This is a genomic window from Gulosibacter sp. GYB002 (assembly GCF_036577665.1).
Classification (GTDB): domain Bacteria; phylum Actinomycetota; class Actinomycetes; order Actinomycetales; family Microbacteriaceae; genus Gulosibacter; species Gulosibacter hominis.
The window spans coordinates 1-26,479 of the sequence record NZ_JARBDD010000011.1 but is presented as its reverse complement, the minus strand read 5'-3'; the positions used below and the strand labels follow the sequence as shown (position 1 = coordinate 26,479).

Genomic DNA, 26,479 nt, shown 5'->3' with positions numbered 1-26,479 from the left:
CTGGGTTCATGGCCGAACACGAGATCGATATGAAACCGAAGTCACGCGCTGTTACCGACGGCATTGAAGCCACGGCCGCGCGTGGGATGCTTCGTGCCGTGGGCATGGGCGATGACGACTGGGACAAGCCGCAGATTGGCGTCGCGAGCTCGTGGAATGAGATCACGCCATGCAACCTTTCGCTCGACCGCCTTGCTCAGGCCGCTAAAGAGGGCGTGCACAGCGCCGGCGGCTACCCGCTGCAATTCGGCACCGTGTCGGTGTCGGACGGTATTTCGATGGGGCACGAGGGGATGCACTTTTCGCTCGTGTCGCGCGAGGTGATCGCCGACTCGGTTGAAGTGGTGATGGAAGCCGAGCGGCTCGACGGCTCAGTGCTGCTGGCCGGTTGCGATAAATCGCTACCCGGCATGCTGATGGCCGCGGCCCGCCTGAAGCTGCCGAGCGTGTTCCTCTACGCCGGCACCATCATGCCCGGTCACGTGCGCCTTTCGGACGGCACCGTCAAAGACGATGTCACCATCATCGACGCGTTCGAAGCGGTCGGAGCCTGCAAGGCCGGACTCATGTCGGAAGAAGATCGCAAGAAGATCGAAGAAGCCATTTGCCCCGGTGAGGGTGCCTGCGGTGGTTTTTACACCGCCAACACCATGGCGGCTGTCGCCGAGGCGCTCGGGCTGTCGGTTCCCGGATCAGCCGCGCCGCCGTCGGCCGACCGTCGCCGCGACTACTACGCGCGCAAATCGGGTGAAGCGGTTGTTAACCAGCTGCGTCTGGGGATCACCACCGCCGATATCCTCACCAAGAAGGCGTTTGAAAACGCCATCGCAGTGGTGATGTGCATGGGCGGGTCAACCAACGCGGTGCTGCACCTGCTTGCCATCGCCCGTGAGGCCGAAGTCGACCTCACCCTTGACGATTTCAACCGCATCGCCGACCGCGTCCCGCACCTGGCAGACATGAAGCCCTTCGGCAAATACGTCATGAACGACGTCGATCACGTCGGCGGTATCCCGGTGGTTATGAAGGCACTGCTCGACGAGGGGCTCATCCACGGTGATGCGCTCACCTGCACCGGCAAAACCGTTGCCGAAAACCTCGAAGAACTCAACCCCGACCCGCTCGATGGTGAGGTCATCCACACGCTCGACAACCCCATCCACGCAACCGGTGGCCTATCGGTGCTGTCGGGTTCGCTCGCACCAGAGGGCGCGGTCGTCAAATCGGCCGGTTTTGACCTCGAGGTGTTTGAGGGCCCGGCGCGCGTGTTCGAGCGCGAACGGGAAGCAATGGATGCGCTCACCCGCGGCGAAATCAAACACGGCGATGTCGTCGTGATTCGCTATGAGGGCCCCAAGGGTGGCCCCGGTATGCGCGAGATGCTCGCCATTACCGCAGCCATCAAGGGTGCGGGCCTCGGTAAGGATGTACTACTCTTGACCGACGGACGATTCTCGGGCGGCACAACCGGCCTGTGCATCGGCCACGTCGCCCCAGAGGCATCGGATGGAGGTCCGATCGCATTCGTGCGCGACGGCGATCTGATTCGGGTCAACATTGCAGCTCGCACCATCGACCTACTCGTTGATGAGGCCGAGCTTGCCACCCGGCGAGAGGGCTGGGAACCGCTTCCTCCGCGATACACGCGCGGCGTCTTGGCGAAATTTGCCAAGCTCGTGCGTTCGGCGTCAGAGGGCGCGATTACGGGATAACGCATCCGGTGCTGTCGACACCACACGTTGGCAGTCACCAATCGGTGCGTGCATCCGCAATATTCGACTAACGATCAGGAATGCAGATAGTTCATGTCAACTGAAGCTGACAAGGCAGGTATCGGCGAGCGCATCACCGGCGCCGAAGCGGTTGTTCGGTCACTCGAACTGCTTGGGGTGACGGATGTGTTCGGTCTGCCAGGCGGCGCCATCCTGCCCGCATACGACGCGATTCTCGATGCGCGCACGATCAACCACGTGCTCGTGCGCCACGAACAGGGCGCCGGGCACGCTGCTGAGGGCTACGCCACGGCATCGGGCAAGGTTGGCGTGTGCATCGCCACCTCGGGGCCGGGCGCAACCAACCTGGTGACGGCGCTCGCCGACGCGTATATGGACTCGGTGCCGGTGCTGGCGATCACCGGGCAGGTGTTCTCAACCCTCATGGGTACCGACGCCTTCCAGGAAGCCGACATTGTCGGCATCACCATGCCGATCACCAAGCACTCATTCATGGTGAAATCGGCCGAAGAAATTCCGGGGGCACTGGCCGCCGCCTACGAACTCGCAGGAACCGGTCGTCCCGGCCCGGTGCTGGTCGACATCACGAAGGATGCTCAGCAGGGCGAGTTCGAATTCCACTGGCCACCGAAGGTTGATCTGCCCGGCTACCGGCCCATCACCAAGGCGCACGGCAAGCAGATCCTGGCCGCCTGCGAAGCAATTGCCCAAGCATCCAAACCCGTGATTTATGCGGGTGGCGGCATCATCCGAGCCGGCGCATCCGCCGAGCTCATCGAATTCGCCGAGCGCACCGGCGCACCCGTGGTGACCACGCTTATGGCCCGCGGTGCTTTCCCCGACGGCCACCCGCAAATGCTCGGTATGCCGGGGATGCACGGCACCGTTCCGGCGGTGCTGGCGCTGCAAGAGGCCGACCTGGTGTTCGCAATCGGTGCGCGATTCGACGACCGCGTCACCGGTAAGGCCGAACTGTTCGCGCCCAACGCCAAGGTCGTACACGTCGATATTGACCCCGCCGAAATCTCCAAGATTCGCTTCGCCGATGTGCCCATCGTGGGGGATGCCCGCGAGGTGCTCACCGACCTCAACCGGGCCTACAGCACCGAGCGATTCCCCGAACGCGCCGACCTCGAACAGTGGTGGAACTATCTCAACGGGCTGCGCACCGAGTTCCCGCGCGGCTACACGCCCACCACTGACGGGCTCATCGCACCGCAGAAGGTTATTGAACGCATCAGCGAACTCACCGGACCCGAAGCTATCTACGCCACCGGCGTGGGACAGCACCAGATGTGGTCGGCACAGTTCCTCACCCTGCAACGGCCGGGATCATTCCTCAACTCGGGCGGTGCCGGCACTATGGGATATTCGGTTCCGGCCGCCATGGGCGCCAAGGTGGCGCAGCCCGACCGGGTGGTGTGGGCGATCGACGGCGACGGATGCTTCCAGATGACCAACCAGGAGATCGCCACCTGTATGGTCAACAACATCCCGATCAAAATCGCCGTCATCAACAACTCGTCGCTCGGTATGGTGCGCCAGTGGCAGACACTGTTCTACGACGGCCGCTACTCGAACACCGAACTCAACACCGGGCACGGGTCGATTCGCGTACCCGACTTCGTGAAACTCGCCGAAGCCTACGGTGCGCTCGGTCTGCGTGTCGAACGCGAAGACCAGATCGACGACACCATCAAACAGGCACTGGAGACCAACGACCGCACCGTGGTCATCGACTTTGTCGTATCGGCCGACGCGATGGTCTGGCCGATGGTGCCGCAGGGCGTGTCGAACAGCTTTATCCAGTACGCCCGCGACGCCAGCCCGGCATATCAGGGGGAGTAATAAGCATGCCGAAACACATCCTTTCGCTGCTGGTGGAAGACAAGCCCGGTCTGCTCACGCGAGTCGCCGGCCTTTTCGCCCGTCGCGGATTCAACATCGCATCGCTCGCAGTGGGGCAGTCGGAAGTGCCCGGCCTCTCGCGGATGACGGTCGTTGTTGATGTTGATAGTTTTCCACTCGAACAGGTCACAAAACAGCTCAACAAGCTCGTCAACGTGATCAAGATCGTTGAGCTCGAACCCGACTCATCCGTCGAACGCGAGCACATCCTCGTCAAGGTGCGTGTCGATAAGCAGACACGATCCGAGGTGATTGAAGCGGTCAACCTTTTCCGCGCCCGCGTCGTGGACGTAACGCACGATTCGCTCGTCATTGAAACCACCGGTGACAGCGGTAAGGTGCAGGCACTGCTGCGCATGCTTGAGCCGTACGGTATTCGTGAACTCGTACAGTCGGGGCTTATCGCAGTGGGGCGCGGGCCGAAGTCCATCACCGAACGAGTGGGCCGCGCATAGGCCACCGTTCGCTATCGCAACAGACATCGAACACTACAAGGAGCACAGCAAATGGCAGAGATCTACTACGACAACGACGCCGACCTCTCGATCATCCAGGGCAAGAAGGTCGCGGTCATCGGCTATGGCTCGCAGGGCCACGCGCACGCGATGAACCTGCGCGACTCGGGCGTCGAGGTGGTTATTGGTTTGCGTGACGGATCGAAGTCGGTGAAGAAGGCGCAGGAGGACGGCTTTGAGGTGAAGTCGAACGCTGACGCTGCCGCCTGGGCCGACCTGATCATGATCCTCGCCCCCGATCAGACCCAGCGTTCGCTCTACGCGGCTGACATCGAGCCGAACCTGGCGCCGGGCAAGACCCTTGCCTTCGCACACGGTTTCAACATCCGCTTCGGCTACATTCAGGCGCCCGAGGGCGTCGACGTGATTCTCGTGGCACCGAAGGCTCCCGGCCACACCGTGCGCCGCGAGTTCGTTGCCGGGCGTGGTATCCCCGACATCATCGCCGTTGAGAAGGATGCATCGGGCAGCGCTTGGGAGACCGCCAAGTCGTACGCCAAGGCAATCGGCGGCACCCGCGCTGGTGTGATCAAGACCACCTTCACCGAAGAGACCGAAACCGACCTGTTCGGTGAGCAGGCTGTGCTTTGCGGTGGCACTTCGAAGCTGGTGCAGTACGGCTTTGAGACCCTGGTCGAGGCTGGCTACCAGCCCGAGATCGCCTACTTTGAGGTGCTGCACGAGCTGAAGCTGATCGTCGACCTCATGTGGGAGGGCGGCATTTCGAAGCAGCGCTGGTCGATCTCCGACACCGCCGAGTACGGTGACTACGTTTCGGGCCCGCGCGTGATCGACCCGAGCGTAAAAGAAAACATGAAGGCAGTGCTCGCCGACATCCAGTCGGGTGCATTTGCGCAGCGCTTCATCGACGACCAGGATGCGGGCGCGCCGGAGTTCAAGAAGCTGCGCGCTGAGGGCGAGGGCCACCCGATCGAGAAGACCGGTCACGAACTGCGCAAGCTGTTCTCGTGGTCGTCAACCGATGACGACTACACGGACGGTTCGGTCGCTCGCTAGCGATCGACTAACCCGGAGGGTCGCGCGTAGTGCGCGGCCCTCCTGCTTTTCCCTGCCGGCTGTTGGCAGCCTGCCCGAGCCTGCCCGAGCCTGCCCGAGCCCTGCCCGAGCCTGCCCGAGCCCTGCCGAGCCTGCCCGAGCCCCTGCCGAGCCTGCCCGAGCCCTGCCGAGCCTGCCCGAGCCTGCCGGGCCCTGCATCCCCCTGCACCCCTGCGCAGCTGCTGCCGGGTCCAGACACCCTGCATCCCCTGCTGGCTCTGCCGGCACTGCCGCACCCCTGCTGGCTCTGCCGGTACTGCCGCACCCCTGCTGGCTCTGCCGGCACTGCCGCACCCCTGCATCCCCCTGCAGATTTTTGTTTCCTGGATGCAGTTGCTTGCGGAGTTTTGTTTCCTGGCTGCAAATCGGGCCGGTAGGGCATACAAATCCGGGTTTGAGGCGGTTTTTGCAGTCAATTTTCTGATTTCAGGAAACAAAAATCTGCAAACCCAGGCCAGAGCGGCGCAAACCCGGGCCAGGGCAGCGCAAACCCGGGCCAGGGCGGCGCAAACCCCGGGCAGGGCGGCGCAAACCCAGGCTAGGGCAGCCCACAACCCAGGCGCCGGGGCAGGCCAGCGCAAAGTCGACCCAGACGAGCGCCAGCCCTACAGTCGCGGGGTGCGGGTCGGCTCGGTGCGGCGCGGGCGCAGCGCTTCAAAGGCCGCGCCATAGCGCAGCAGCGCAGTGTCATCCCAGCCGCGGCCCGCGAAAGTGAGCCCCACGGGCATCCCGATATCGTGCATCGTGCCCATGGGCACCGTCACAGTCGGGATCCCCAGGTGTCGCCACACGAGATTGCCATTGGCAACCCAGGTGCCGTTGCGCCACCCCAGATCGGCCGACGCCTCATTCACATCCATATCAGCTGGCCCCACGTCGGCAACCGCCGGTAGCACCACACCATCGAGCTGCAGTCCCGCAAGCCACTCGTCGAAGTCAATGCGGCGGGTTTTGTTCAGCCCGCGCACGCCATCGGGAATCAACGGGATCTCGGTCAGCTCCGGCACCCCGTTCGCGCGCGCATAGCGGGTGTACTCCTGCACATCGAAATCGAGCTCGGCGTAGCGGTCGGGGAGCGCGCCCTCTGGATGCGGGAAGATTTTCGCGCCATCCACCTGCGTCATGCTGTTGAGATTCGGGTCGCCATTGGTCTGCAAAAACTCGTTCCACGACCACAGCGACAGCTCGAGAATTTCACGGTCGAGATAGCCTTCGGGAACCAGTCCGCGCGTCCCAATCGTGGGTGCGCCGGGCCGGTCACCCTCATAGTTCGACACCACCGGGAAGTCGACCTCGACCACCTCGGCACCGGCTGCTTCGAGATCTCGCCGTGCGGCCTCCCACAGCTCGATAACGGATGCGCGCGTTTCGATGGGATGCCCGGTGGGGCCACCGAACCGCGGCTGGTCACCGGTGCCGGCGATCGGGTCGGCGTTGATGTACATGCGCGGCACACCGAAACGCTTGCCGCGCAGCACTTCGGTGGGTTCGGATGCGGCGAGCGCCGGGTAGCTTTCGGGTCGCAGTTCGTGCACGGGCGGGATTTCAAGCCACGGCTGCACGCGCCAGAAATCACCTCGCGTGGTGTGGTCGTCGGCGACGATCACATCGAGCACCTCGAGCAGGTCTGCCATGGTGCGGGCGTGGGGTGCGACCACATCCATGGTGGGCACGAGCGGCCAGTTACCGCGAATCGAGATGACGCCCCACGAGGGGGTATAGGTGCACAGCGCATTGTTTGAGGCCGGCCCGCGACCTGACGACCACGTTTCTTCGCCGAGCCCGAAAGCGGCGAAGCTGGCGGCGGTTGCGGTGCCCGAGCCGTTCGACGAACCCGAACCGAACGGGGCGGTGAGGTAGTCGGCGTTGTAGGGGCTTTCGGCACGGCCGTAGACGCCGCGCTGCATGCCCCCGTTGGCCATGGGTGGCATATTGGTGAGCCCGAGAAGAATTGCACCGCCGGCACGTAGCCGCTCGATTGTGAATGCATCCCGGCCCGCAATCAGGTGCTCAAACGCTGGAGATCCGGCGGCGACGGTGAGTCCGCGCGCCGCGTAGCTGTCTTTAGCGGTGAAGGGGATGCCGTCGAGTGGCCCGAGTAGCTCGCCGGCGCGGCGGCGAGCGTCGGATGCGGCGGCTTCATCGAGCGCGTCGGGATTGTCGACGACGATCGCGTTCAATCGGATGCCGGCACGGTCGTAGGTGTTGATGCGGTCTAGATAGGCGCGCACCAGGTCGACACTCGTGACTTTGCCGGTATCGAGGTCATGGCGCAATTGCGCGATCGGGGCCTCGACAACGTCGTACTTCGCCGCCACTCGCCACTCCTTCGTCTGCGGGTTGGGTCGCTGTGTTGCGTTGCCGGGACGGCTGCTGCGCACAGCGGCTAAACGTTCGTCATTTTCGCAGGGGTGTCGGTGTGGCGCAAATATTACGCCGCGCCACGGCCGCGGTGTACAGTCGCCTAAATGCGGTCACTACTTCGTCTTATCCGGTTTACGAACGAGCTTCGAGGCCTGTACCTGATTATCATCGTCTGCTCGGTAACGGCCGCGATTGGTACTTTGGCGGTGCCGTTCATTATCGGTGCGGCGACCGATGTCATCGTTGACGTCGTCAATGGCAGGGTCGCATTGGCTGACGGCCTCGTCGCCACCATGTGGTTTGCGGTGGCTTTTTTGGTCGCTGAGTTGGCAGTCACGCTCATCACTTCGGTCGGGGGATGGTTTGGTGACCTGATGAGTGAGCGGATGCGGCAGATTCTATCGAACCGCTATTTCGACAAGCTACTGCAGCTGCCGCAGCGCTATTTTGATGACAATCTCACCGGCACGATTGTTTCGCGACTTGACCGAACGTTTACCGAGGTGACGCATTTTGCGAAGTCGTTCGCCAACAATTTTTTCACCATGATTATCACTACTGTCGCGGTGCTGGTGATTTCAGGGTTCTATGCGTGGCCGTTGGCGCTATTGCTGCTGGTTATTTTTCCGGTGTACGTGTGGCTTACCACGCTGACTTCGCGTCGCTGGCAGGTGTATGAGGGCGAAAAGAACGCTGAGGTGGATGCGGCGCGTGGCCGGTTTGCCGAGGTAGTCAGCCAGATGCCGGTGGTGAAATCGTTTGCGCAGGAGCGTCGTGAACGGGACCATTTTCATGACCGCTTTGCGCGCACGGTTGCGATTACTCGCCATCAGTCGCGGCACTGGCACCTCATGGATGCGTTGCGTCGCGCTGCCTTGAACCTCATATTTTTCGGTATCTATGCGATTATTTTCGTGCTTACTGCGCAGGGGCAGTTCACCCTCGGAGTGATGGTGCTGCTGATTCAGCTGATGAATATGGCGCGACAGCCGGTGACCATGATGAGTTACATTATCGACACGGCCCAGCATGCGCTGGCGGGGTCACGTGACTATTTCAGTGTGATGGAGCTCGAGCCCGATCCGCGTGAACTGCTCGATCGAGAATTGGCTGACGACGAGTTGGTGCCGAAGCCGGGAAGTGCGGCTATCGAGTTTTCGCACGTGAACTTTGCTTATGATTCTGATCCGGTGCTTCGCGATCTGAGTTTTTCGGTTGCGGAGGGTGAGCGAATTGCGCTGGTGAGTGAGTCGGGCGGTGGCAAGTCGACGATCGTGAGCGTTTTGCTCGGGTTTTATCCGGTTGCTGATGGTCATGTTCGTCTCTTTGGTCATGACACGGCCAAATTGCACATGAAAAAATTGCGCGAGAAAATCGGTGTGGTGTTCCAGGATGCGTCGCTGTTTTCGGGCACCATTCGCGAAAACATTGCCTATGCTCGCCCCGATGCGAGTGATGCAGAAATTATTGCGGCGGCGAAACGCGCCAATGCCTGGGCATTTATTGCTCGGTCGCCGGAAGGGCTCGACACGGTTATTGGTGAGCGCGGCCTGAAACTTTCGGGTGGGCAGAAGCAGCGTATTGCGGTGGCGCGGGCCATGTTGAAGGATGCGCCGGTGCTAATACTCGATGAGGCCACCTCGGCGTTGGATACCAAGTCTGAGCGGTTGGTGCAGACGGGGATTGATGAGCTGATGCGGGGTCGAACCAGTCTGATTATCGCGCACCGGTTGTCGACTATTTCGTCGGTTGATCGCATCATTACCCTGCGTCACGGTGAAATTGATGAGGTGGGATCGCCGGCCGAGTTGGCAACCACCGGCGGTATTTATGCCGAGCTTTTGGCGCTGCAGCAGGAAGGAACTGCCCGGTCAAAGAAAGCGCTGCGTGATCGCTACGGTATTCGAGGCTAGGGCGGCGCTGTCGTCATTATTGGCGGCGTGTGCTCGTGAATTTCTAATCTGAGGCACATCCCTCTTTCGGAGGTAAGTATCGGTCACTAGACTGCGGAAAGTGGTGATCTTGCGGCGAGCTGCGATCACTGCGCCTCAACCACATCAATGGAGATGGCAATGACAGATCCGAAAGTGCCCGACTACCTCGAAGATCTTCGACCTGACCCCGCCAAGGGCCGGGATGTCCACCAAAAATCGCCTGGTGAGCTGAGCCCGGGAATCGACAAGCGCAGCAACATCGTGCGCTGGATCGGTTTTGCCGGCGGTGTTGTGCTGGCGCTTGCCCTGTTCTTCTTACTGCCGCACGAAGTTGACCACAATGCTCGCCTCACGGCCGCGGTAGCCGGTTTGATGGCGGTGTGGTGGATGACCGAGGCGCTACCGATCCCAGCAACCGCGCTCGTGCCGCTGGTGGCGTTCCCAACGCTCTCGGTGCCGGTGGACGTCGAGGGCGAACTCGTGCCGATCGGATTCGACCAGATTGGTGCCTCATACGGCAATAACGTTATTTTCTTGTTTATGGGCGGCTTCTTCCTCGCCCTGGCCATGCAGCGCTGGAACCTGCACCGTCGTATCGCGCTCGGTGTTATCAAGATCATGCCGAACAAGACGGGCGCAATGATCGCCGGTTTCATGATCGCCACTGGGTTTTTGTCGATGTGGGTGTCGAATACGGCCACGGCCGTGATGATGCTGCCGATCGGCATGTCGGTGCTGTCGCTAGTGAACCAAGAGCTCCACAATCCCGACAAAGACCACCCGAAAACCGGTTCGGTTGCCTACGATGCCGAGGGCAATATTGTCACCGAGGTCGCGGATGCGCTGAAAACAAATTTTGGTGCCGCGCTCATGCTCGGTATCGCCTACTCCGCTTCGCTGGGTTCACTCGGCACCATCATCGGTACGCCCCCGAACACTTTCCTGGCCGGTTTTTTGCAGGACAATTACGACATTCAAATCGGTTTCGGGCAGTGGATGCTCGTGGGCGTGCCGCTGTCGATCGTGTTCATGGTGCTGTGCTGGTTCGTGCTGGTGAAGGTACTGTTTAAGCCTGAAATCAAGGAAATTCCCGGTGGTAGCGAGCTGATTCGCCGCGAACTCGACAAGCTTGGTCCGATTTCGAGCGGGGAGATTCGAGTGCTCGCGGTCTTCGTTCTCACCGCGATTACGTGGATCACCGTGCCGCTGGTGTTCGAAGAGCCCGCGATTGGTGACGCCGGCATCGCAATGCTCGCCGGGTTGTTGTTGTTCCTGTTGCCAGCGGGGGCCGAGCGCGGCGTGAAACTGCTCGACTGGCAGAGCGCCAAAGAACTGCCCTGGGACGTACTGCTGCTGTTTGGTGGCGGGCTCGCACTTTCGGGCATGTTCAAAACCTCGGGGCTCACCGAGTCGATTGGTGAGCTGGCCAGCGGTATGGCGGGTCTGCCCATCTTGCTGATCGTGCTGCTGCTGGCTGCGGCCATCCTGTTCCTCACCGAACTCACCTCGAATACTGCAACCGCGGCCACCTTCATCCCGGTAGCCGCCGGTATTGCCATGGGGATGGAAGTGGATGTGCTGCTCCTCACGGCGCCGGTTGCGCTCGCGGCCACTTGCGCGTTCATGCTGCCGGTGGCGACGCCCCCGAACGCGGTCGCGTACGGTTCGGGATATGTGACCATCGGGCAGATGGTGCGCGGCGGTGTCTGGTTGAACCTGGCTGGGATCGTGCTCATCACCATCACCTCGATGACGCTGCTCGCGCTGGTTTTCGGGCTGACGGTTTAGTCATCCGGCAGTAGCTGACGGTTCGCATCCAGATATCGGATGCGAATCGTCGGCTGCCGTGGGCACGAACGCGTCGGTGGAGCGGAGTAGGCTGGGGAGAACAAACTTCAGCGCTGAAAGGATGCGGTGTGGCACGCGAGTCTCTAGATCTGGCCATTATTGAGGGCGACGGTATCGGCCCCGAGGTGATTGGTGAGGCCCGCAAGGTGCTGCGGGCGGTACTGCCCGAGTCGGTGCAGCTCACCGAAACCGAATATCCTTTCGGGGCGTCGCACTACCTCGCCACCGGTGAGGTGCTGAGCGATGAGTCGCTCGAAAAACTGCGCGGCCACGACGCGATCCTGCTGGGGGCAGTGGGTGGCGACCCCAACGACCCGAAGCTTGCCGGCGGCATCCTCGAGCGTGGTCTGCTTTTGAAGCTGCGGTTCGCGTTTGATCACTACATCAATCTGCGCCCCTCGCGACTGTGGCCGAGTGCGGTGAGCCCACTGGCGAACCCCGGCGAAATTGATTTTGTGGTGGTGCGAGAGGGTACCGAGGGGCTGTATGTCGGTAATGGCGGCAGCGTTCGCGTGGGAACCGAACACGAGATCGCCAACGAACTCTCGGTCAACACCGCGCACGGTGTGGAGCGCACCGTTCGCTACGCTTTCGAACTCGCGATGACCCGCAATAAGCGCCTGACACTGGTGCATAAGAAAAACGTGCTCGTCTACGCGGGCGCAATGTGGAACCGCATCGTCAACGAGGTGGCCACCGAATACCCCGAGGTGACGGTCGACTACCTGCACATTGATGCCGCAACGATCTTTTTCGTGACCAATCCATCACGCTTCGATGTGTTGGTGACCGACAATATTTTTGGTGATATCATCACCGACCTCGCCGGTGCCGTGACTGGCGGCATCGGCCTCGCTGCATCGGGCAACCTCAACCCCGAGGGCAAGTTCCCGAGCATGTTCGAGCCGGTGCACGGCTCGGCCCCCGATATCGCCGGCACCGGCAAGGCCGATCCCACGGCGGCCATCCTCTCGGTGGCACTGCTGCTGCGGCACTTCGGTTTTACTGCCGAAGCCGACCGTGTTGAGGCGGCCTGTGAGCGCGACCTGCGCAACCGCATCGATGCCCCAGCTCGCACCACCGGTGAAATCGGCTCGGCAATCACCGAGCTATTGACGGCATAGCCGCCGCCGGCAAACAATTTTTTCTACATCTACGAAAGCTGAATTATGACCGCCGCGAACTTCCGTATTGAACGCAACCCCAACCTGGCAAGTGATGCCGACCTTGCCAAGGCGTTTGAAAACCCCGGCTTCGGCAACTATTTCACCGATCACATGGCGGTGATCGACTGGACCCTCGCCGACGGCTGGCAGGATCCACGTATCGTTCCCTACGGTCCGCTCACGCTCAATCCGGCCAATGCGGTCTTCCACTATGGCCAGGAGATTTTCGAGGGGCTCAAGGCCTACCGCCACGCTGACGGTTCAGTGCACACCTTCCGGCCCGAGCGCAACGCCGCCCGACTGCAGGCCTCGGCCCGTCGCCTGGCGCTGCCCGAGCTTCCCACCGAATTGTTCGTGGAAGCGATTCGCCAGCTGGTGCAGGTGGACGAGCGCTGGGTGCCGCCGCATGGCAAGCAGCAGTCGCTGTATCTGCGTCCGTTCATGATTGCGAACGAAGACTTCCTGGGTGTGCGCGCCGCCGAAACGGCAACGTTTATGGTGATTGCCTGCCCGGTGGGTTCGTATTTCAGCGACCCCACGCGTCCGGTGAACATTTGGCTCGAAACCGAATATTCGCGCGCCGGCCGCGGCGGCACCGGTTCGGCAAAGTGTGGCGGGAACTATGCCGCTTCGATGCTGCCGCAGCGAATCGCCTACGACAAGGGATGCGAGCAGGTGCTCTTCCTCGATTCGTGCAGCGAAACCTATCTCGAAGAGCTCGGTGGGATGAACGTGGTGCTTGTGCTTGATGACGGCACAGTGATCACCCCCAAATCAGACTCAATCTTGCCGGGGATCACGCGCGACAGCGTGCTCGAACTTTGCGAGCAAGCTGGCCGCAAGGTCGAGCGCCGTCAGATTTCGATTGCCGAGTGGCGCGAGGGCGTTGAGTCGGGTCGGGTGGCAGAGGCGATCGCCATCGGTACCGCCGCGGTGATTTCGCCGATCGGTGAGCTGCGCGCCCCCGACTTCACAATCACCAACCCTCCGGTGACCGAAGAATCATTCTCGATGCGGATCCGGTCGCTGCTCACCGGCATCCAGAATGGTATCGAGCCTGACACCAACAATTGGCTGGTGAAGCTCGTTTAACGCAACCCGACCACATGGAGTGAACACATGGCAGCGACCAACCCAAGCGATAATTCTCGGTTCCCCGTTGCCCGGATGGTGTCAATTGCGGCGCTGGTGGTAGTGGCAATCGCTTGGTTGACGCTCGTTGGAATGGTCGCGCAGGAAAAACCGCGCGCCAGTATCGGCGGAGCGGAGGAGGAGCTTGTCTGCGCGTCGATCGGTGGTGCCTCGTATGTGTACCCCGTGGTTGAGGGGTTGGGGCAGGCTCGCGGCGACCGAGATCTTTCTGCCTCGGTCGCAGAACAGCGACTGGCGGAGATTGCTGCCGAGCAAAAACTCCTCGCACGCTGCGAAATGGCCCGCGAAAATCAGCAGGTGAAATTCAATACTGTGCTCGTGGTTGGCGCCACCGTCACCGTGGTGACGGCGATGCTGTGCATCCGCCCGAAGCGTTCGCGCGATTAAGCAGCCGCTACTAGCTGCGGTTGAGTCGCCGCGCGGTGCGCGCCAGGGTGAGCTGCACCGCATCCGGGGTGCTGCGCGGGTCGAGGCCGGTGAGTCGGTAGATCTGCTCGATGCGATAGCGCACCGTATTGCGGTGGGTGCCGAGTTTTGCCGCAACCTCGTTGATCGCGCCCGAGTGGTTGAGTACGGCATCAAGGGTTTCGACCAGTTGCGAGCCGTGTTCGGCGTCGGCGCGCTCGAGCGGTTCGAGCACCGATGCCGCAAATTCGAGCACGGGAGCTTTCGCGGCCGCGAGCATAAGCGAGGCAATCGACAGTCTGCCCGCGGTTGAAATCACGTCGTCAGCATTGCGGTCGAGGGCATCGATCGCTTCAAACCAGCTCCATCGCAGTGGCGCTGCGGCGGGGTATGGGCCGCCGATGCCGATGCGCGCGCCGATACCGGCGGCGCGGGTTGCGGCCAGCAGCGCCTCGGCCGCTTTGCGCGGGGGATGCGCGGCCGGAACCGCGACGGCCAGCTTGTTTTCATGCATCCCGGCCGCCAGGCCATCGAGCGATGACGGCAGTGGCAGGGATGCGAGCGCATTGGGCCGCTTGCCATCATCGGCGACGACGATGAGCCGGTAGCTCGTTGTCGGGTCGAGGCCGATTGATTCGAGTCGGGGTGTGACACGTTCGTCTGGCAGCCGGCCTTCGATGAGGTCGCTGAGCACCTGCCCGTTTCGTTCGCGAAGTTTGCGCAGATCGCGCGTGACCTGCGCCAGGTGGAGGCCGATGAGCGAGCGCGCAGAAAGTAGCAGCGCGCGGTTGCTGTGGGGGAGTGATACGTGCAGGGTGGCTTGTGCGCGTGAGCCCACCGCGATGGGCATTGCCTCCCAGCCGGTGATGCGGTTGTCGTCCACTTCGAGGCTGCCCGAAACGATTTCGCCGTTGAAACTCAGTGCGATATGGGCGCTGGTATCGTGGCCGAGCCGGTCGAGCATTGCGCCAATGCCACCATCGCCCAGTAATGCTTCAACCAGTCGCTGTTGGCGCCGGTGCTGCGATTCGAGTCGGGCAAACTCTTGTGTGGCCTGTGCTGCGGCAACTTTGCGGGCGATTGCGGTGAATGAGAGTTTGGCTGGCACTTCGAGCACCGGTAGGTCGCGGCGACGAGCTTCGTCGAGCAGCACCTCGGGTATTTCGGCATGGGTGAACCCCACCCCGAAAGCGACCCCGCACGAACCCGCCTGCCGAACCGCCTCGAGGAAGATGCGGATCGAGCGGATCGAGCGCAGCCGCATCCCGGTGGTGCACACCAGCTCACCACCGGTGAGGAACTGTGAGGGATCGACGAGCTCGGTTGCGGCAGCCCATTCCACCGGCCGCTGCAGAAGTGTGCCGCCGCCGCTGCGCAGCTTCAAACCGAGTTGGGGGTCGGCGACGAGATCCGCAATCGTGATGGCCATAGTCCAAGTCTAGTTGGGTGTCGTGCGGATGCACGACAGACACCATGGATGTGGTGCACCTGCCCATCTGATGCTGTCAACGTTGCGGCGTACAGTTGTGCCAAACGTCGCAGAGTAGCGAAAGGAATAGGGACATGGAGTTCCGTCTAGAGCAGAAGCGCAGCATCGTTACCGAGCTGCCCGGCCCCAAGTCGAAGGAAATTGCAGCACGCCGCGAGCAGTACGTCAGCAACTCGATCGGCTCGTCGCTGCCGAGCTACATCGAGGCCGCGGACGGCGCCATCCTTCGCGACATCGATGGCAACCAGTTCGTTGATTTCGGTTCGGGTATAGGTGTGACCTCGGTTGGTAACTCGAACCCCAAGGTTGTTGCCGCTATCAAGGAAGCTGCCGACGCCGGTTCGCACTTCCAGATCAACACCGCTCCCTACGAGAGCTACATCGACCTCTGCCAGAAGCTCACCGAGCTCACCCCCGGCAGCTTCCCCAAGAAGGCCGCGCTGTTCAACTCGGGTGCTGAGGCGCTCGAAAACGCCGTGAAGATTGCCCGTAAGTACACCGGTCGCGATGCGATTGTCGTGTTCGACCACGCCTTCCACGGCCGCACCAACCTCACCATGGCAATGACTGCCAAGGCCGCCCCCTACAAGGACGGCTTCGGCCCGTTTGCCCCCGAGGTCTACCGCATGCCGGCCAGCTACCCCTACCGTGACGGTCTCACCGGTGAAGAGGCTGCCGCCCGCACCATCAGTGCCATCGAAAAGCAGATTGGTGCCAAGAACGTTGCCGCCATCATCATCGAGCCGCTGCAGGGCGAGGGTGGCTTCCTCGTTCCCGCCGAGGGCTTCCTGCCCGCACTCGTGAAGTTCGCCAACGAGAACGGCATCGTGTTCGTTTCGGACGAGGTGCAGGCTGGTATGTGCCGTACCGGTAAGTGGTTCTGCTCGGAGTGGGAGGGCATCGAGCCCGACCTGGTTACCAGCGCCAAGGGTATTGCCGGTGGTATGCCGCTGTCGGCCGTTATCGGTCGTGCCGAGATCATGGATGCACCGCAGCCCGGTGGCATCGGCGGTACCTACTCGGGTAACCCGATCGCGAACGCTGCCGCGCTCGCTACGCTCCAGGCCTACGCAGACGAGAACATGGCCGAGAGCGCGCAGCGCATCGAAGCCAAGATCCGTGAGGTTCTCGAGCCGCTGGTTGCCGAACTCGACACCGTCGGTGAAGTTCGTGGCCGTGGCGCCATGATGGCAATCGAACTCGTGAAGGGCGAGTGCAAGACCCCGAACGCCGACCTGGTGAAGACCGTTGTCGATGAGGCGCTCAAGCAGGGTGTCATGTTCCTCACCTGCGGTACCTACGGCAACGTCATCCGCTTCCTCCCGCCGCTGGTCATCACCGACGAGCTGCTCGAAGATGCGCTCGGCGTGCTCGTTGAGCTGCTGCGCAAGCACTCCTAAGCGCTAGCAAGCATAACGGCGAGGTGAGCCGGCTACCCTCGGGTAGCGGTTCACCCCGCCGTTCGTTTCAGTTGCTTTCAGCCGTGGCGGCTCTAGTCGACACCGAGACGTTTGGCAGTCGACTCGACGATGGCGTTAAAACCGATGTCGAACAGTTCGTCGTTGATATCGCGGAGGTTTCGACCACGCTGCGACGCCTCCACCGCCGCAACAAAGTTGGGGGCCACATCCCCCTCATCCCCGGGGTCAAAAATATCGGCCGGTGCGAGCTCATTGAACGCAGCCCCGTAGATAAACGACTCGAGCGCGGCAATGAACGGCAGGCAGGCCTCAAACGGGAAGCCCGCGCGGTGCAGGCCACTCACGACCTGCTCATACATGGCTACGGTGCGCGGTGAATCGGTGACTTCAATAGTTGCCACCGACGAGATCAGCTCGGCATGAGCGACCATTACATCGCGATAGCTTGCGGCCCAGGCTCGGGTTGCCTCGCGCCAGGGTTCGCTGTCGAATGCCGAAGCATCCACCTCGCCCATGATCGAGTCGACAATCCAGCGCAGAATCTCCTGCTTCGAGGTTGCGTGGTTGTAGAGGGCTGACGGGGTGACCGACAGCCGCTGGGCGAGTCGGGTCATGGTGAGCGCTGGCACGCCGTCACTCGTAATGATGCGTCGTGCCGCATCCGTGATCACCTCGCGATTAAGAATGCGCGTGCGCGGCCGCCCAGCGGGACGTCGGTTACCAACCATGTGTTGCCTCCTTGCCACTCAAGCTTAAGGCCAAGCGCGACATAGTGATGGCGCTCGAGCCACAGCAAAAATGGTCCATCTTCGCTACGATGATTGTGACAGCGCGTATTCGCAGCAGATTCACGCCTTTTCAGAGCGATCGCCAACTGTCGTGGCTGGCCCGCGACTCTGCCCGCCAGCATCCATCTGTGCTGAAAGGGGTACAGGCACGTGCCTGACACGAGTAACTACCGCACCATCACTCCCACCGGTACGGTGCAATCGAAGGGCCTCAGTGCTGGCAAGGTTGGTGTAATTGGTGGCGCGGTTATCGGCGTCTCGGTGGTCGCTCCCGCCTACACCCTCACCTCAGGGCTCGGGCCGACGGTGTCGGTTGCCGGGCTGCAAACGCCGGCAATTCTGCTGATCGGCTTTGTGCCGATGCTCATGGTGCTGTTCGGCTACCGCGAGCTCAACCGTGCGGTTCCCGACTCGGGCACCTCGTTCACCTGGGCCTCGCGCGCGTTCGGGCCCTGGATCGGCTGGATGAGCGGATGGGGGCTGATCGCAGCCACGGTGCTGGTGCTGTCGAACCTCGCCGCAGTTGCCACCGACTTCTTTTTCATCCTGCTGGGGCAAATCTTCCAGAATGATGCGCTGGCCGGCATCCCACAAGAAAACCTGCTGGTGAACATCCTCGTCACCACGGTATTTGTTGCCGCGGCAACGTATATCGGCTACCGCGGTGTTGAGGCCACGCAAAAAGTGCAGTGGGGGCTGGTCGTTTTCCAGCTGCTCGCCCTGATCTGGTTCTCGGTGGCAGCGATTGTTTCGGCGACGAACGGCAACGCCTACGACTACACGCAGCCTGACCTCTCCTGGTTCAACCCGCTGCAGATCGAGAGCCTGTCGATTGCGGTTGCCGGTGTATCGCTGTCGATCTTCATGTTCTGGGGTTGGGACACCGTCATCACCATGAACGAAGAGGCAAAAGACCCCGCCCGCACGCCGGCTCGCGCGTCAGTCGTGACCATCGTCACGATCATCGCCCTCTATCTGCTCATCACCGTCGGTACTCTCATGTGGGCAGGTATCGGCACCGGTGAACTCGGTGCCGGTAACCCCGAAAACCAAGAGTCGATCTTCGCGGTGCTCGCCCCGCACATCATGGGCCCATTCGCCATCCTGATGTCGATCGCCATTCTGACTTCGTCGCTCGCGTCGCTGCAGTCGACCATGGTTTCACCTGCTCGTACCCTGCTGGCAATGGGGCACTACGAGGCCTTGCCCAAGGGGTTCGCGCACGTGGATAAACGCTACAAGTCGCCCTCCACCGCCACCTTTTGGGCCGCCGGTGCATCGCTCGTGTTCTATGTGGCGATGCGTCTGGTGAGTGAAAACGCGCTGTGGGACACGATCACTGCGCTCGGCATGATGGTTTGCTTCTACTACGGTGCGACCGGTCTGGCTGCGGTGTGGTACTTCCGCAAGAGCTGGTTTAAGAGCGTCCGCAACTTCTTCATGCGCCTGCTGCTGCCGCTGCTCGGTGGCCTCACGCTCGTGTGGATGTTCGTGCAGACGATCGTTGATTCGATGGACCCCGACTACGGCTCAGGATCGTCGATCGGCGGCCTCGGGCTGGTGTTCATCCTCGGTGTGACCGTGATGGTGCTGGGCGTGGTGCTGATGGTGATCATGCGCTTTGTCAACCCGTCATATTTCAAGGGTGAGACACTGCCGGTTTCCGAACACGAGTATGACAAGCAGGTCGGTGTGGAGGTGCTCGGCGAGTAGTCGAGCCCAATACCAATACTGCTGGGACGGGGCCGGATGCGCTGCATCGCGGCCCCGTTTTGCATCCCGGATCACGGTCGGGGAGCGCGGATCACGTTCTGGGGAGCAACCGGCAGGCGGATGCGGTTAGACTCGGCGCATGAAAATCGCGCGCTACGAACACCAGGGAAAACTTGCCTACGGCATCCTCGACGAAACGGCCGATGAACTGGTCGAACTGCACGGCGACCCAATTCTTGGCACGATCGACCCGAGTGACAATCGAGTCGCACTGAAAGATGTGCGGCTACTTGCCCCGGTGATTCCCCGCTCAAAAGTGGTGGCATTCGGGCGCAACTATGCCGAACACGCTCGCGAACACGACAGTGAAGTTCCGGTCGAGCCGATGATGTTTTTGAAACCGAACACGGCAATTATCGGCCCCGACTATCCGATCGTGCTGCCGCCGCAGTCGCAGCAGGTGGAGCACGAAGTCGAGCTGGCAGTGGTGATCGGCCAGGTTGCGCGCAATGTGCCAGCAGCCGACGCACACCAGGTGATTTTCGGTTACACGATCGCGAATGATGTCACGGCTCGTGACCTGCAGCGCTCAGACGGACAGTGGGGTCGAGCCAAGGGTTTTGACACTTTTTGCCCGCTCGGCCCGTACATCGAAACCGAACTCAACACCGAAGAGGCGGTGGTCGGATGCAAGGTGAACGGCGAGACCCGTCAACTCGGTAATCTCAACCAGATGGAACGCACGGTGGCGACCCTGGTTGAGTTTGCCTCGAGCGTGTTCACGCTGCTTCCCGGCGACGTGCTACTCACCGGCACCCCGGCTGGAGTTGGCCCGCTGGTTGACGGCGACGAAGTGGTTTGTGCGATTGAAGGTATCGGGGCGCTACGCAACCCGGTTACGTCCGCAGCTCACTAGCTATTGTCATCCGCATCTTCACGGGCGGGGCGCTGCGCCGACGGTGCCTCGCCCGTTTGTGCTGCCAATAGGAGCTGCCGAATTTCGCCGAGCTCTTCGCGCATCTCTGCGATTTCGTGACTCACCGTAAATGCTGAGCCGCTCACGGGTCGTTCGCCTGCCTGCACCGGTTCGGGGTCGGAAACTGTGCCCTCGGTTGTGGCGCCAAGATTCGACATGGTGTCAATAATGACCGCGACGAACAGGTTGAGCATCACGAATGCCGAAACCAGGATGAACGGCACAAAAAACATCCAGGCCTCGGGGTACACCTCCATAACCGGGCGGACAATCCCCATCGACCAGCTCTCGAGCGTCATGATCTGAAACAGCGAGTAGAGCGATTGAAAAACCGAACCGAACCACTCAGGGAAGCGTTCGGCGAACAGCGCGGTAGCCATGACGGCCGCGACGTAGAAGACGAGCCCCATGAGCCCGGCGATGGCGCCGATGCCGGGGATCGCGCGGATGATGGCGGTGGCAATGCGGCGCAGCTGCGGCATGCGGTTGGCTAGGCGCAGCACCCGCAAAACGCGCAGCGAGCGCAGCACCGATAGCGGGCCGACAGCAGGTATCAGTGAGATGGCGACCACGAAGAGGTCGAAAATATTCCAGCCGTCGACAAAAAATCGCCGGCCGAGCGCGGTGATTTTTAAGACGATTTCCACCACAAATACGCTGAGGCAGAACACATCAATGATGTGCAGCACAGTGTCGAAGTGGGCCATTGCTGCCGGCGAGGTCTGCAACCCGAGCACGACCGCATTAACGATGATGAGCACCAGGACGACTGTCTGGACGGTCGAAGACAACACAAATTCGCCGATCTTGCGGCGCCATCCGTGAACGCTGTCAGGGAGTGAATCGGCTGTCAGGCTGGGGTCGATACTGGGGGATTGTCGGTTCACATCGGCAGTTTACGAAGCGTTAGGAAACCGTCAGTAGCACCCAGCTAATGATTTGGGATGCGACAAAAGTTGCGTCTGAACGGCTCAGCGGATGAGCCTAACCGGAGCTGACTGGAGTGCGCGACCCCTTTCCCAATCTGCCGCGGCCTAGACTGGAGTCATCATGACTGCAGTTTCACTCGCGCCCGTGACCGAGGCCGCCGGCGCAGATACTCGTGTTCGTTTCTGCCCATCCCCGACCGGCACACCGCACGTCGGGCTGATCCGTACCGCCCTGTTTAACTGGGCCTACGCCAAGCACACCGGCGGAACGCTCGTGTTCCGCATCGAAGACACCGATGCCGAACGCGACTCGGAAGAAAGCTACGAGATGATTCTCGAGGCGCTTCGCTGGCTGGGGCTCGACTGGGATGAGGGCATCGATGCTGCCGGTGAGCACGGCCCCTACCGGCAGTCGCAGCGCGGCGAAATCTATGCCGAGGTCATCGAAAAGCTCAAGGGCGCCGGCTACCTCTACGAGTCGTTCGCAACGGCCGAAGAAATTGAGGCCCGCAATATTGCCAACGGTCGTGACCCACGTCAGGGCTACGACAACTTTGAGCGTGACCTCACCGAAGAGCAGCGGGCCGCCTATCGGGCCGAGGGTCGGCAGCCGAGCCTGCGGTTGCGCGTACCCGACACCGATCTGTCATTTGACGACCTGGTGCGTGGCGAAATCACTTTTAAGGCCGGTTCGTTCCCCGACTTCGTGGTCGTGCGGCCCAATGGTAAGCCGCTCTACACCCTCGTAAACCCCGTCGATGATGCGCTCATGGGCATCACCCACGTGCTGCGCGGTGAAGACCTGCTCTCGTCGACTCCGCGACAGATCGCCCTCTATCACGCGCTCTATCAGGTTGGTGTTGCCGAATTCATCCCGCGCTTCGGCCACCTGCCGTACGTGATGGGCGAGGGGAACAAAAAACTTTCAAAGCGCGACCCCGAATCGAACCTCTTCCACCACCGCGACCGTGGCTTCGTGCCCGAGGGCCTGCTCAACTATCTGGCGCTGCTGGGCTGGTCGATCGCGCCCGACCGCGATGTGTTCACGATGGACGAGATGTGCGCGGCCTTCGACGTGCACGACGTCAACCCGAACCCGGCACGTTTTGACCTCAAGAAGGCCGAAGCAATTAATGGTGAACACGTGCGTCGCCTCAAACTTGCCGATTTCGCGCAGCGCCTTGAGCCGTACCTGGTTGCAAGCGGTGTGGTGAGCGATCCGATTACCGATGACCAGCGCGCCACGGTGCTCGCGGTCGCGCCGCTCGTGCAAGAACGGATGCAGCTGCTGCGCGAAGCCCCCGAGCTGATTGCCTTCCTGTTTGAGACGACCGAAGACCTCGAATACCGCGAGGATGCGCTCAAGACGCTGAAGGATGGCGCTGCTGACACACTGCGCGCCACCAGCGAGGCGCTCGAGCAGTTGGCCGATTGGAACACTGAGGCGATCGAGGCGGCAATGCGGGCCAAGCTGATTGACGAGCTGGGGTTGAAACCGCGGCTTGCATTCGGCCCGGCACGTGTGGCGATCTCGGGGCGCCGGATTTCGCCGCCGCTGTTTGAGTCGATGGAGCTGCTCGGCCGTGAGGCCACGCTCGCCCGCCTCGCCAAGCTCACGGAACAGCTCGGCTAATTTTTCGCGCTGCCTGCAGCATCCCGCTATGTCACCGATAGGAGTCTGACGTGACCGACGCAACCGAGTTCGCCGCCGACGACCGCTACGAAGTCGTCATAATTGGTGGCGGTCCCGCGGGGCTGCAGGCAGCGCTATTGCTTGCGCGGCAGCTGCGCCGGGTGCTGGTGCTCGATAGCAACCGACCGCGCCACTCGGCAACGCTCGAAGCGCACGGCTTTTTGTCACGTGACAATATCCCGCCGAACGAGCTGCGGGCTGCCGGGCGAGCTTCGGTGGAGGAGTACGAGACGGCCGAGATTCAGTTTGCAAATGTCACGCGGGTGAGCCGCAGCGGTGATGGTTTTGAGATTGCCGCATCCGGTGTACGCGGCACCCGGAACCGTCACGTGTGGGCCGAACGAGTCATCTTGGCGACCGGCCTGCGCGAGGTCCATCCGCAATTGCCATCGCTGCGCGCCTATTACGGCACCCACATTCACTCGTGCGTGGTGTGCGACGCCTGGAACCGTAAGGGCGCGCGCATCGCGGTGTTTGGTGTTCCGGAGGCAAAAACGCTTGCCTATCGCGCCGGTCAGCTCGCGCGCATCGGTTCGCATGTGGTGCTGTTCGCATCCGAACAGCAGGTGAGTGAGGCGGATGCGCAGCTCTTGCGCGAGCGCGGGGTGATCGTTGACCGTCGCGAAATTGAGGATGTGGTGGGCGAGCGGGCTGATCTCACCGGGATTCGCACGGTTGACGGTGAAATCACACCGGTGGATGCGGCCTTTGTGCTGAACGGGTTCGTCGCGAACCTCGGCTTCCTCGACGAAGAGCTGCGTCCGCCGCTGACCGAGGACGGGTTCGTGGCGGCCGATAATTTTGGTCGCACGGCCGTGCCCAACCTCTATGCCACCGGAGAGCTCACCGCACCCGGGCCCGAAGTGCTGATTATTTCGGCGGGCAAGGGGGCGCGCACCGCGATTGCCGCGCATCGGGATGCGATCGGGTTTTAGCGGGCGGTAGACGCAACTTCCGGCGCGGTCGGCACGGGCTGCCTGGCGCATGTGGTGGCGGTTATTTGTGCCGAGTGGTGGCTGCTGGTGATTTGTCTGCGCGACAAGTTGCCATATGCGGCTCTGGTGGGATAAGCTCGTCTGGTGCGCCCGAGAGGGTGGCAGCCCTTGGGGTATGGTGTAATTGGCAACACGGCTGATTCTGGTTCAGTTGTTCTTGGTTCGAGTCCAGGTACCCCAGCAAATGACTTCCGGCCCTTCGGTCGGAAGTTTCTTGTTTTCCAGCGAGCATCCGTGGCGTCACGATCGTGCGCCGCATCCGCTCCGCGCTCACCGCTCACCGTCTCCGCGCTGCCGCGCGTTCGCCGCATCCGCTCCGCGCGCCGCATCCGCGCCGCTCACCGCCTTGTGTGTGGGTTCGCGTCAAATGTGTGTGTTCTGCCACATACATTTGACGCGAACCCACACAAAACCCGCTCAGAGCATCGTGAAATGCGCGGATGTGGACGTGGTGGGGCGCGTGGTGGGTGTGGTGAGTGTGAAGCGCGCTCGGGGCGTCGTGAAGCGCGCGAGCGTGAGCGCAGCTCGGGATCCGAGCTCCGCACGCATCCCAAGATTTGGTTAACCCGGCAACGTAGTGTGCTGCGCATGAGCATCGTGTTGACCGCCTTCGCGACTGTTGCGCATCCCGTGCCGTTCTCCGGCAATGCTGCCCCGGGTGAGACCGGTTCGGCACCGACCTCGTTCTACTCGCTCGCAACCATGGAAAGCATGGAAGACGCGCACGCTTTCATCCTGAACCTGAGCGGTTTGGAAAACTACGTGGCCGAGCGCGGCTGGGAGGCTTTCGGCGGGATGACGCCGCAGCTGTACGCCCTCATCCAGCACATCCGCGCCGTCAAAATCGAGTACCGCTTTGAACGGCCCGATAACTATTCCGCTGCCGACCTGCGCGAGTTCGCCGATTGGGCGGCCCAGGCCAACGCCATTTTTGTGCTGCCAGACGGCAGCGTTCGGGATGCGCAGGGTCGCGACCTCCTCGACCCGGACGCAGGCGGCGTGGTCCCGCGTACCGGTGCATCCCTCCACCGCCGCGACCAGGTTCGCAGTCAGCTCGCCGAACGCGGCGTGATCGTCCCCGGTCACCTCCCGCCCGTGCGCTCCGAGGTCGAACTCACCCCGGCCGACCCGGCCGAGGTTCTGAACCGTGCGGTGGTGCTCGCGGTAGTCGCTGGTCTGAGCGAAGAAATCTACCGCGGCGACAGCATTGATCTGGATGATGTGGTCGATCTGCAGAGCAGCGGGGAGGTCACCGAAACCGAGGCGGAGTTCCTCGAACAGCTGCTTGCCGAAGCTCGCGGCGGCGGCAAATGGTCGGACGATTTGCGATCGAAGGCGCTCAATCACTCGTGGGGATTCGTGGCCGCCCACACGCTCGCCGGGGCGCTCGGGCTCGTGCCGATGGATCCGTATGAGCTGCAGCCCGCCGATGTGTCCGCACTCAAGGACGCGTTGGAGACTGCCGTGGCCACCAATCAGCCCCAGCTTCGCGAGCTGGGCGAGCTGTGCGATGCGTGGGAAATCACCTATTCATGCCGCTGGTATGCCGTTGACCAGGAGTACCGTCAGGGGCAGCCGGGAGACCGGTTCGAGTTTGACGGCATGCAGAAGTCAGTGCTTATCGAGCGGCAGCGGGCATTCGCCTGGCTGCTGCTGCAGGATGCACCCTACGACCAGGTTTCGCTCGACACCTAGCCGTCAGCTAACACCGAGCCGCCGCCAACTAACACCGAGCCGCCTACTAACACCGAGCACCTGCCGCCGGCCGGTCAAATGCGGCTACGCGATCTGCACGACGCGGCAGCGCGCGCACAGCGGGTAGCTGTCCAGGAACGGCTGGATGCGCTCGCGCATCTCCTCAAAGCTCTGGCCGTACATGTAGAGCACGGTCTCCTCAGGGAGTTCCAGGTGGGAATTAATCCGGCCGATGCCCTGGATGAGACGCGTGCACTCGTCGTAAACCTCCCCGGCACTGGTGGATGCATACACCTCTTCGGGCAGGTCGGTGTCGTTGAGGTAGAGGGCCAGTCCCTCCATGGTGCCGAACGGCTTTGGATCGTCCTCGTCGCCGAGACTCCAGGTTGAACCTTTGGGTGCGAGCATCGCACCCAACACCTCGAGAACCTCCGGTACCAGATGCGCGCTTTCAACTTGCAGCTCGATGTCGGCGGCCTCGACTTCACCGGCTTGCTTGTTGAATACGGTGCCGCCGCCAACCACAGCGACGCCCCATCCCTGTTCTTGACAAAACTCAACGAGGGCATCCTCAAGCTCATGTCGGTGAACCGGCTGGAGCCGGGCAGTCAAACGAACATGCAGCTCAACGGTGCGCGGCTTCCGGAACCGGTCGAACATCGACGTTCGCCTACTTCATGTCAAGCTGCAGCGCGGTGA

General features: G+C 62.0%; 20 protein-coding genes and 1 tRNA gene. 16 read left to right on the top strand and 5 right to left on the bottom strand.

All coding sequences use genetic code 11. From position 1 onward, the window contains the following. The first annotated feature begins 8 nt into the window (after positions 1-8). The 4 genes from ilvD to ilvC all read left to right on the top strand — a co-directional run bounded on the left by ilvD (position 9) and on the right by ilvC (position 5,173). Complete coding sequence (gene ilvD, locus PV375_RS06465; RefSeq protein ID WP_201521222.1) at positions 9-1,712, top strand: dihydroxy-acid dehydratase; 1,704 nt, start codon at positions 9-11, stop codon at positions 1,710-1,712. Between the two features lie 93 nt (positions 1,713-1,805). Next, complete coding sequence (locus PV375_RS06460; RefSeq protein WP_332106617.1) at positions 1,806-3,581, top strand: acetolactate synthase large subunit; 1,776 nt, start codon at positions 1,806-1,808, stop codon at positions 3,579-3,581. A 5-nt stretch (positions 3,582-3,586) separates the two neighbouring features. Further along, on the top strand, positions 3,587-4,096 hold the full coding sequence (gene ilvN, locus PV375_RS06455) for an acetolactate synthase small subunit (protein ID WP_201517362.1): 510 nt from the start codon (positions 3,587-3,589) through the stop codon (positions 4,094-4,096). 51 nt (positions 4,097-4,147) lie between these two features. Continuing rightward, positions 4,148-5,173 (top strand): ketol-acid reductoisomerase, encoded by a 1,026-nt coding sequence (ilvC, locus tag PV375_RS06450; protein ID WP_201517363.1) that lies wholly within the window; start codon positions 4,148-4,150, stop codon positions 5,171-5,173. Positions 5,174-5,817: 644 nt separating this feature from the next. Here ilvC and PV375_RS06445 read toward each other — a convergent pair. Next, positions 5,818-7,530 carry an amidase gene (locus PV375_RS06445; RefSeq protein ID WP_332106616.1) on the bottom strand — a complete coding sequence of 571 codons (1,713 nt, stop codon included), beginning with the start codon at positions 7,528-7,530 and terminating at the stop codon, positions 5,818-5,820. A 150-nt stretch (positions 7,531-7,680) separates the two neighbouring features. On the opposite strand from PV375_RS06445, the gene PV375_RS06440 reads away from it, so the two are divergent. The 5 genes from PV375_RS06440 (at position 7,681) to PV375_RS06420 (ending at position 14,063) form a co-directional block, all read left to right on the top strand. Next, the gene (locus PV375_RS06440; RefSeq protein WP_332106615.1) at positions 7,681-9,489 is read left to right on the top strand and encodes an ABC transporter ATP-binding protein; all 1,809 of its coding nucleotides are present in this window, start codon (positions 7,681-7,683) and stop codon (positions 9,487-9,489) included. A 159-nt stretch (positions 9,490-9,648) separates the two neighbouring features. Continuing rightward, a complete protein-coding gene (locus tag PV375_RS06435) occupies positions 9,649-11,298 on the top strand; it encodes an SLC13 family permease (protein WP_332106614.1) in 1,650 nt (549 codons plus the stop codon). 128 nt (positions 11,299-11,426) lie between these two features. Beyond that, positions 11,427-12,482 (top strand): 3-isopropylmalate dehydrogenase, encoded by a 1,056-nt coding sequence (locus tag PV375_RS06430; protein WP_201517365.1) that lies wholly within the window; start codon positions 11,427-11,429, stop codon positions 12,480-12,482. Positions 12,483-12,527: 45 nt separating this feature from the next. Next, entirely contained in the window at positions 12,528-13,616 is a 1,089-nt protein-coding gene (locus PV375_RS06425; RefSeq protein WP_332106613.1) for a branched-chain amino acid aminotransferase, read from the top strand. A gap of 27 nt (positions 13,617-13,643) precedes the next feature. After that, the gene (locus PV375_RS06420; RefSeq protein ID WP_332106612.1) at positions 13,644-14,063 is read left to right on the top strand and encodes a hypothetical protein; all 420 of its coding nucleotides are present in this window, start codon (positions 13,644-13,646) and stop codon (positions 14,061-14,063) included. A gap of 10 nt (positions 14,064-14,073) precedes the next feature. Here PV375_RS06420 and PV375_RS06415 read toward each other — a convergent pair whose 3' ends face one another. Next, positions 14,074-15,510 (bottom strand): PucR family transcriptional regulator, encoded by a 1,437-nt coding sequence (locus tag PV375_RS06415; protein WP_332106611.1) that lies wholly within the window; start codon positions 15,508-15,510, stop codon positions 14,074-14,076. Between the two features lie 134 nt (positions 15,511-15,644). Between PV375_RS06415 and gabT the strand changes: the two genes are divergently transcribed. Further along, positions 15,645-16,970: a 4-aminobutyrate--2-oxoglutarate transaminase gene (gene gabT / locus PV375_RS06410; protein ID WP_201517373.1), complete on the top strand. Its 1,326-nt coding sequence runs from the start codon at positions 15,645-15,647 to the stop codon at positions 16,968-16,970. A gap of 92 nt (positions 16,971-17,062) precedes the next feature. Here gabT and PV375_RS06405 read toward each other — a convergent pair whose 3' ends face one another. Further along, entirely contained in the window at positions 17,063-17,719 is a 657-nt protein-coding gene (locus PV375_RS06405; protein ID WP_201517374.1) for a TetR/AcrR family transcriptional regulator, read from the bottom strand. A 210-nt stretch (positions 17,720-17,929) separates the two neighbouring features. On the opposite strand from PV375_RS06405, the gene PV375_RS06400 reads away from it, so the two are divergent. Beyond that, positions 17,930-19,492, top strand: coding sequence for an APC family permease (locus tag PV375_RS06400; protein WP_332106610.1), 1,563 nt, complete (start codon positions 17,930-17,932; stop codon positions 19,490-19,492). Positions 19,493-19,631: 139 nt separating this feature from the next. Then, a complete protein-coding gene (locus tag PV375_RS06395; RefSeq protein ID WP_332106609.1) occupies positions 19,632-20,408 on the top strand; it encodes a fumarylacetoacetate hydrolase family protein in 777 nt (258 codons plus the stop codon). On the opposite strand, the gene PV375_RS06390 is transcribed toward PV375_RS06395, so the two are convergent. After that, on the bottom strand, positions 20,405-21,355 hold the full coding sequence (locus tag PV375_RS06390; protein WP_332106608.1) for an ion transporter: 951 nt from the start codon (positions 21,353-21,355) through the stop codon (positions 20,405-20,407). The two genes, PV375_RS06395 and PV375_RS06390, sit on opposite strands and share 4 nt — an antisense overlap. A gap of 163 nt (positions 21,356-21,518) precedes the next feature. Here PV375_RS06390 and gltX point away from each other — a divergent pair, with 163 nt between their 5' ends. From gltX to PV375_RS06370, 4 genes are all read left to right on the top strand, one after another. Beyond that, on the top strand, positions 21,519-23,030 hold the full coding sequence (gene gltX, locus PV375_RS06385; RefSeq protein WP_332106607.1) for a glutamate--tRNA ligase: 1,512 nt from the start codon (positions 21,519-21,521) through the stop codon (positions 23,028-23,030). 50 nt (positions 23,031-23,080) lie between these two features. Further along, entirely contained in the window at positions 23,081-24,025 is a 945-nt protein-coding gene (locus PV375_RS06380; RefSeq protein ID WP_332106606.1) for an NAD(P)/FAD-dependent oxidoreductase, read from the top strand. Between the two features lie 169 nt (positions 24,026-24,194). Beyond that, positions 24,195-24,266 (top strand) — tRNA-Gln (locus PV375_RS06375). 407 nt (positions 24,267-24,673) lie between these two features. Continuing rightward, on the top strand, positions 24,674-25,780 hold the full coding sequence (locus tag PV375_RS06370) for a DUF4272 domain-containing protein (RefSeq protein WP_332106605.1): 1,107 nt from the start codon (positions 24,674-24,676) through the stop codon (positions 25,778-25,780). A gap of 84 nt (positions 25,781-25,864) precedes the next feature. On the opposite strand, the gene PV375_RS06365 is transcribed toward PV375_RS06370, so the two are convergent. Continuing rightward, positions 25,865-26,440 carry a hypothetical protein gene (locus PV375_RS06365; RefSeq protein WP_332106604.1) on the bottom strand — a complete coding sequence of 192 codons (576 nt, stop codon included), beginning with the start codon at positions 26,438-26,440 and terminating at the stop codon, positions 25,865-25,867. Positions 26,441-26,479: the final 39 nt, after the last annotated feature.

Coding starts and splice junctions, on each gene's coding strand:
- PV375_RS06405 (WP_201517374.1), bottom strand. CDS start 17,719: ATGGTTGGTAACCGACGTCCCGCTGGGCGGCCGCGCACGCGCATTCTT.
- gltX (WP_332106607.1), top strand. CDS start 21,519: ATGACTGCAGTTTCACTCGCGCCCGTGACCGAGGCCGCCGGCGCAGAT.
- PV375_RS06425 (WP_332106613.1), top strand. CDS start 12,528: ATGACCGCCGCGAACTTCCGTATTGAACGCAACCCCAACCTGGCAAGT.
- PV375_RS06370 (WP_332106605.1), top strand. CDS start 24,674: ATGAGCATCGTGTTGACCGCCTTCGCGACTGTTGCGCATCCCGTGCCG.
- PV375_RS06395 (WP_332106609.1), top strand. CDS start 19,632: ATGAAAATCGCGCGCTACGAACACCAGGGAAAACTTGCCTACGGCATC.
- PV375_RS06435 (WP_332106614.1), top strand. CDS start 9,649: ATGACAGATCCGAAAGTGCCCGACTACCTCGAAGATCTTCGACCTGAC.
- PV375_RS06415 (WP_332106611.1), bottom strand. CDS start 15,510: ATGGCCATCACGATTGCGGATCTCGTCGCCGACCCCCAACTCGGTTTG.
- PV375_RS06420 (WP_332106612.1), top strand. CDS start 13,644: ATGGCAGCGACCAACCCAAGCGATAATTCTCGGTTCCCCGTTGCCCGG.
- ilvD (WP_201521222.1), top strand. CDS start 9: ATGGCCGAACACGAGATCGATATGAAACCGAAGTCACGCGCTGTTACC.
- PV375_RS06365 (WP_332106604.1), bottom strand. CDS start 26,440: ATGTTCGACCGGTTCCGGAAGCCGCGCACCGTTGAGCTGCATGTTCGT.
- PV375_RS06440 (WP_332106615.1), top strand. CDS start 7,681: ATGCGGTCACTACTTCGTCTTATCCGGTTTACGAACGAGCTTCGAGGC.
- ilvC (WP_201517363.1), top strand. CDS start 4,148: ATGGCAGAGATCTACTACGACAACGACGCCGACCTCTCGATCATCCAG.
- ilvN (WP_201517362.1), top strand. CDS start 3,587: ATGCCGAAACACATCCTTTCGCTGCTGGTGGAAGACAAGCCCGGTCTG.
- gabT (WP_201517373.1), top strand. CDS start 15,645: ATGGAGTTCCGTCTAGAGCAGAAGCGCAGCATCGTTACCGAGCTGCCC.
- PV375_RS06460 (WP_332106617.1), top strand. CDS start 1,806: ATGTCAACTGAAGCTGACAAGGCAGGTATCGGCGAGCGCATCACCGGC.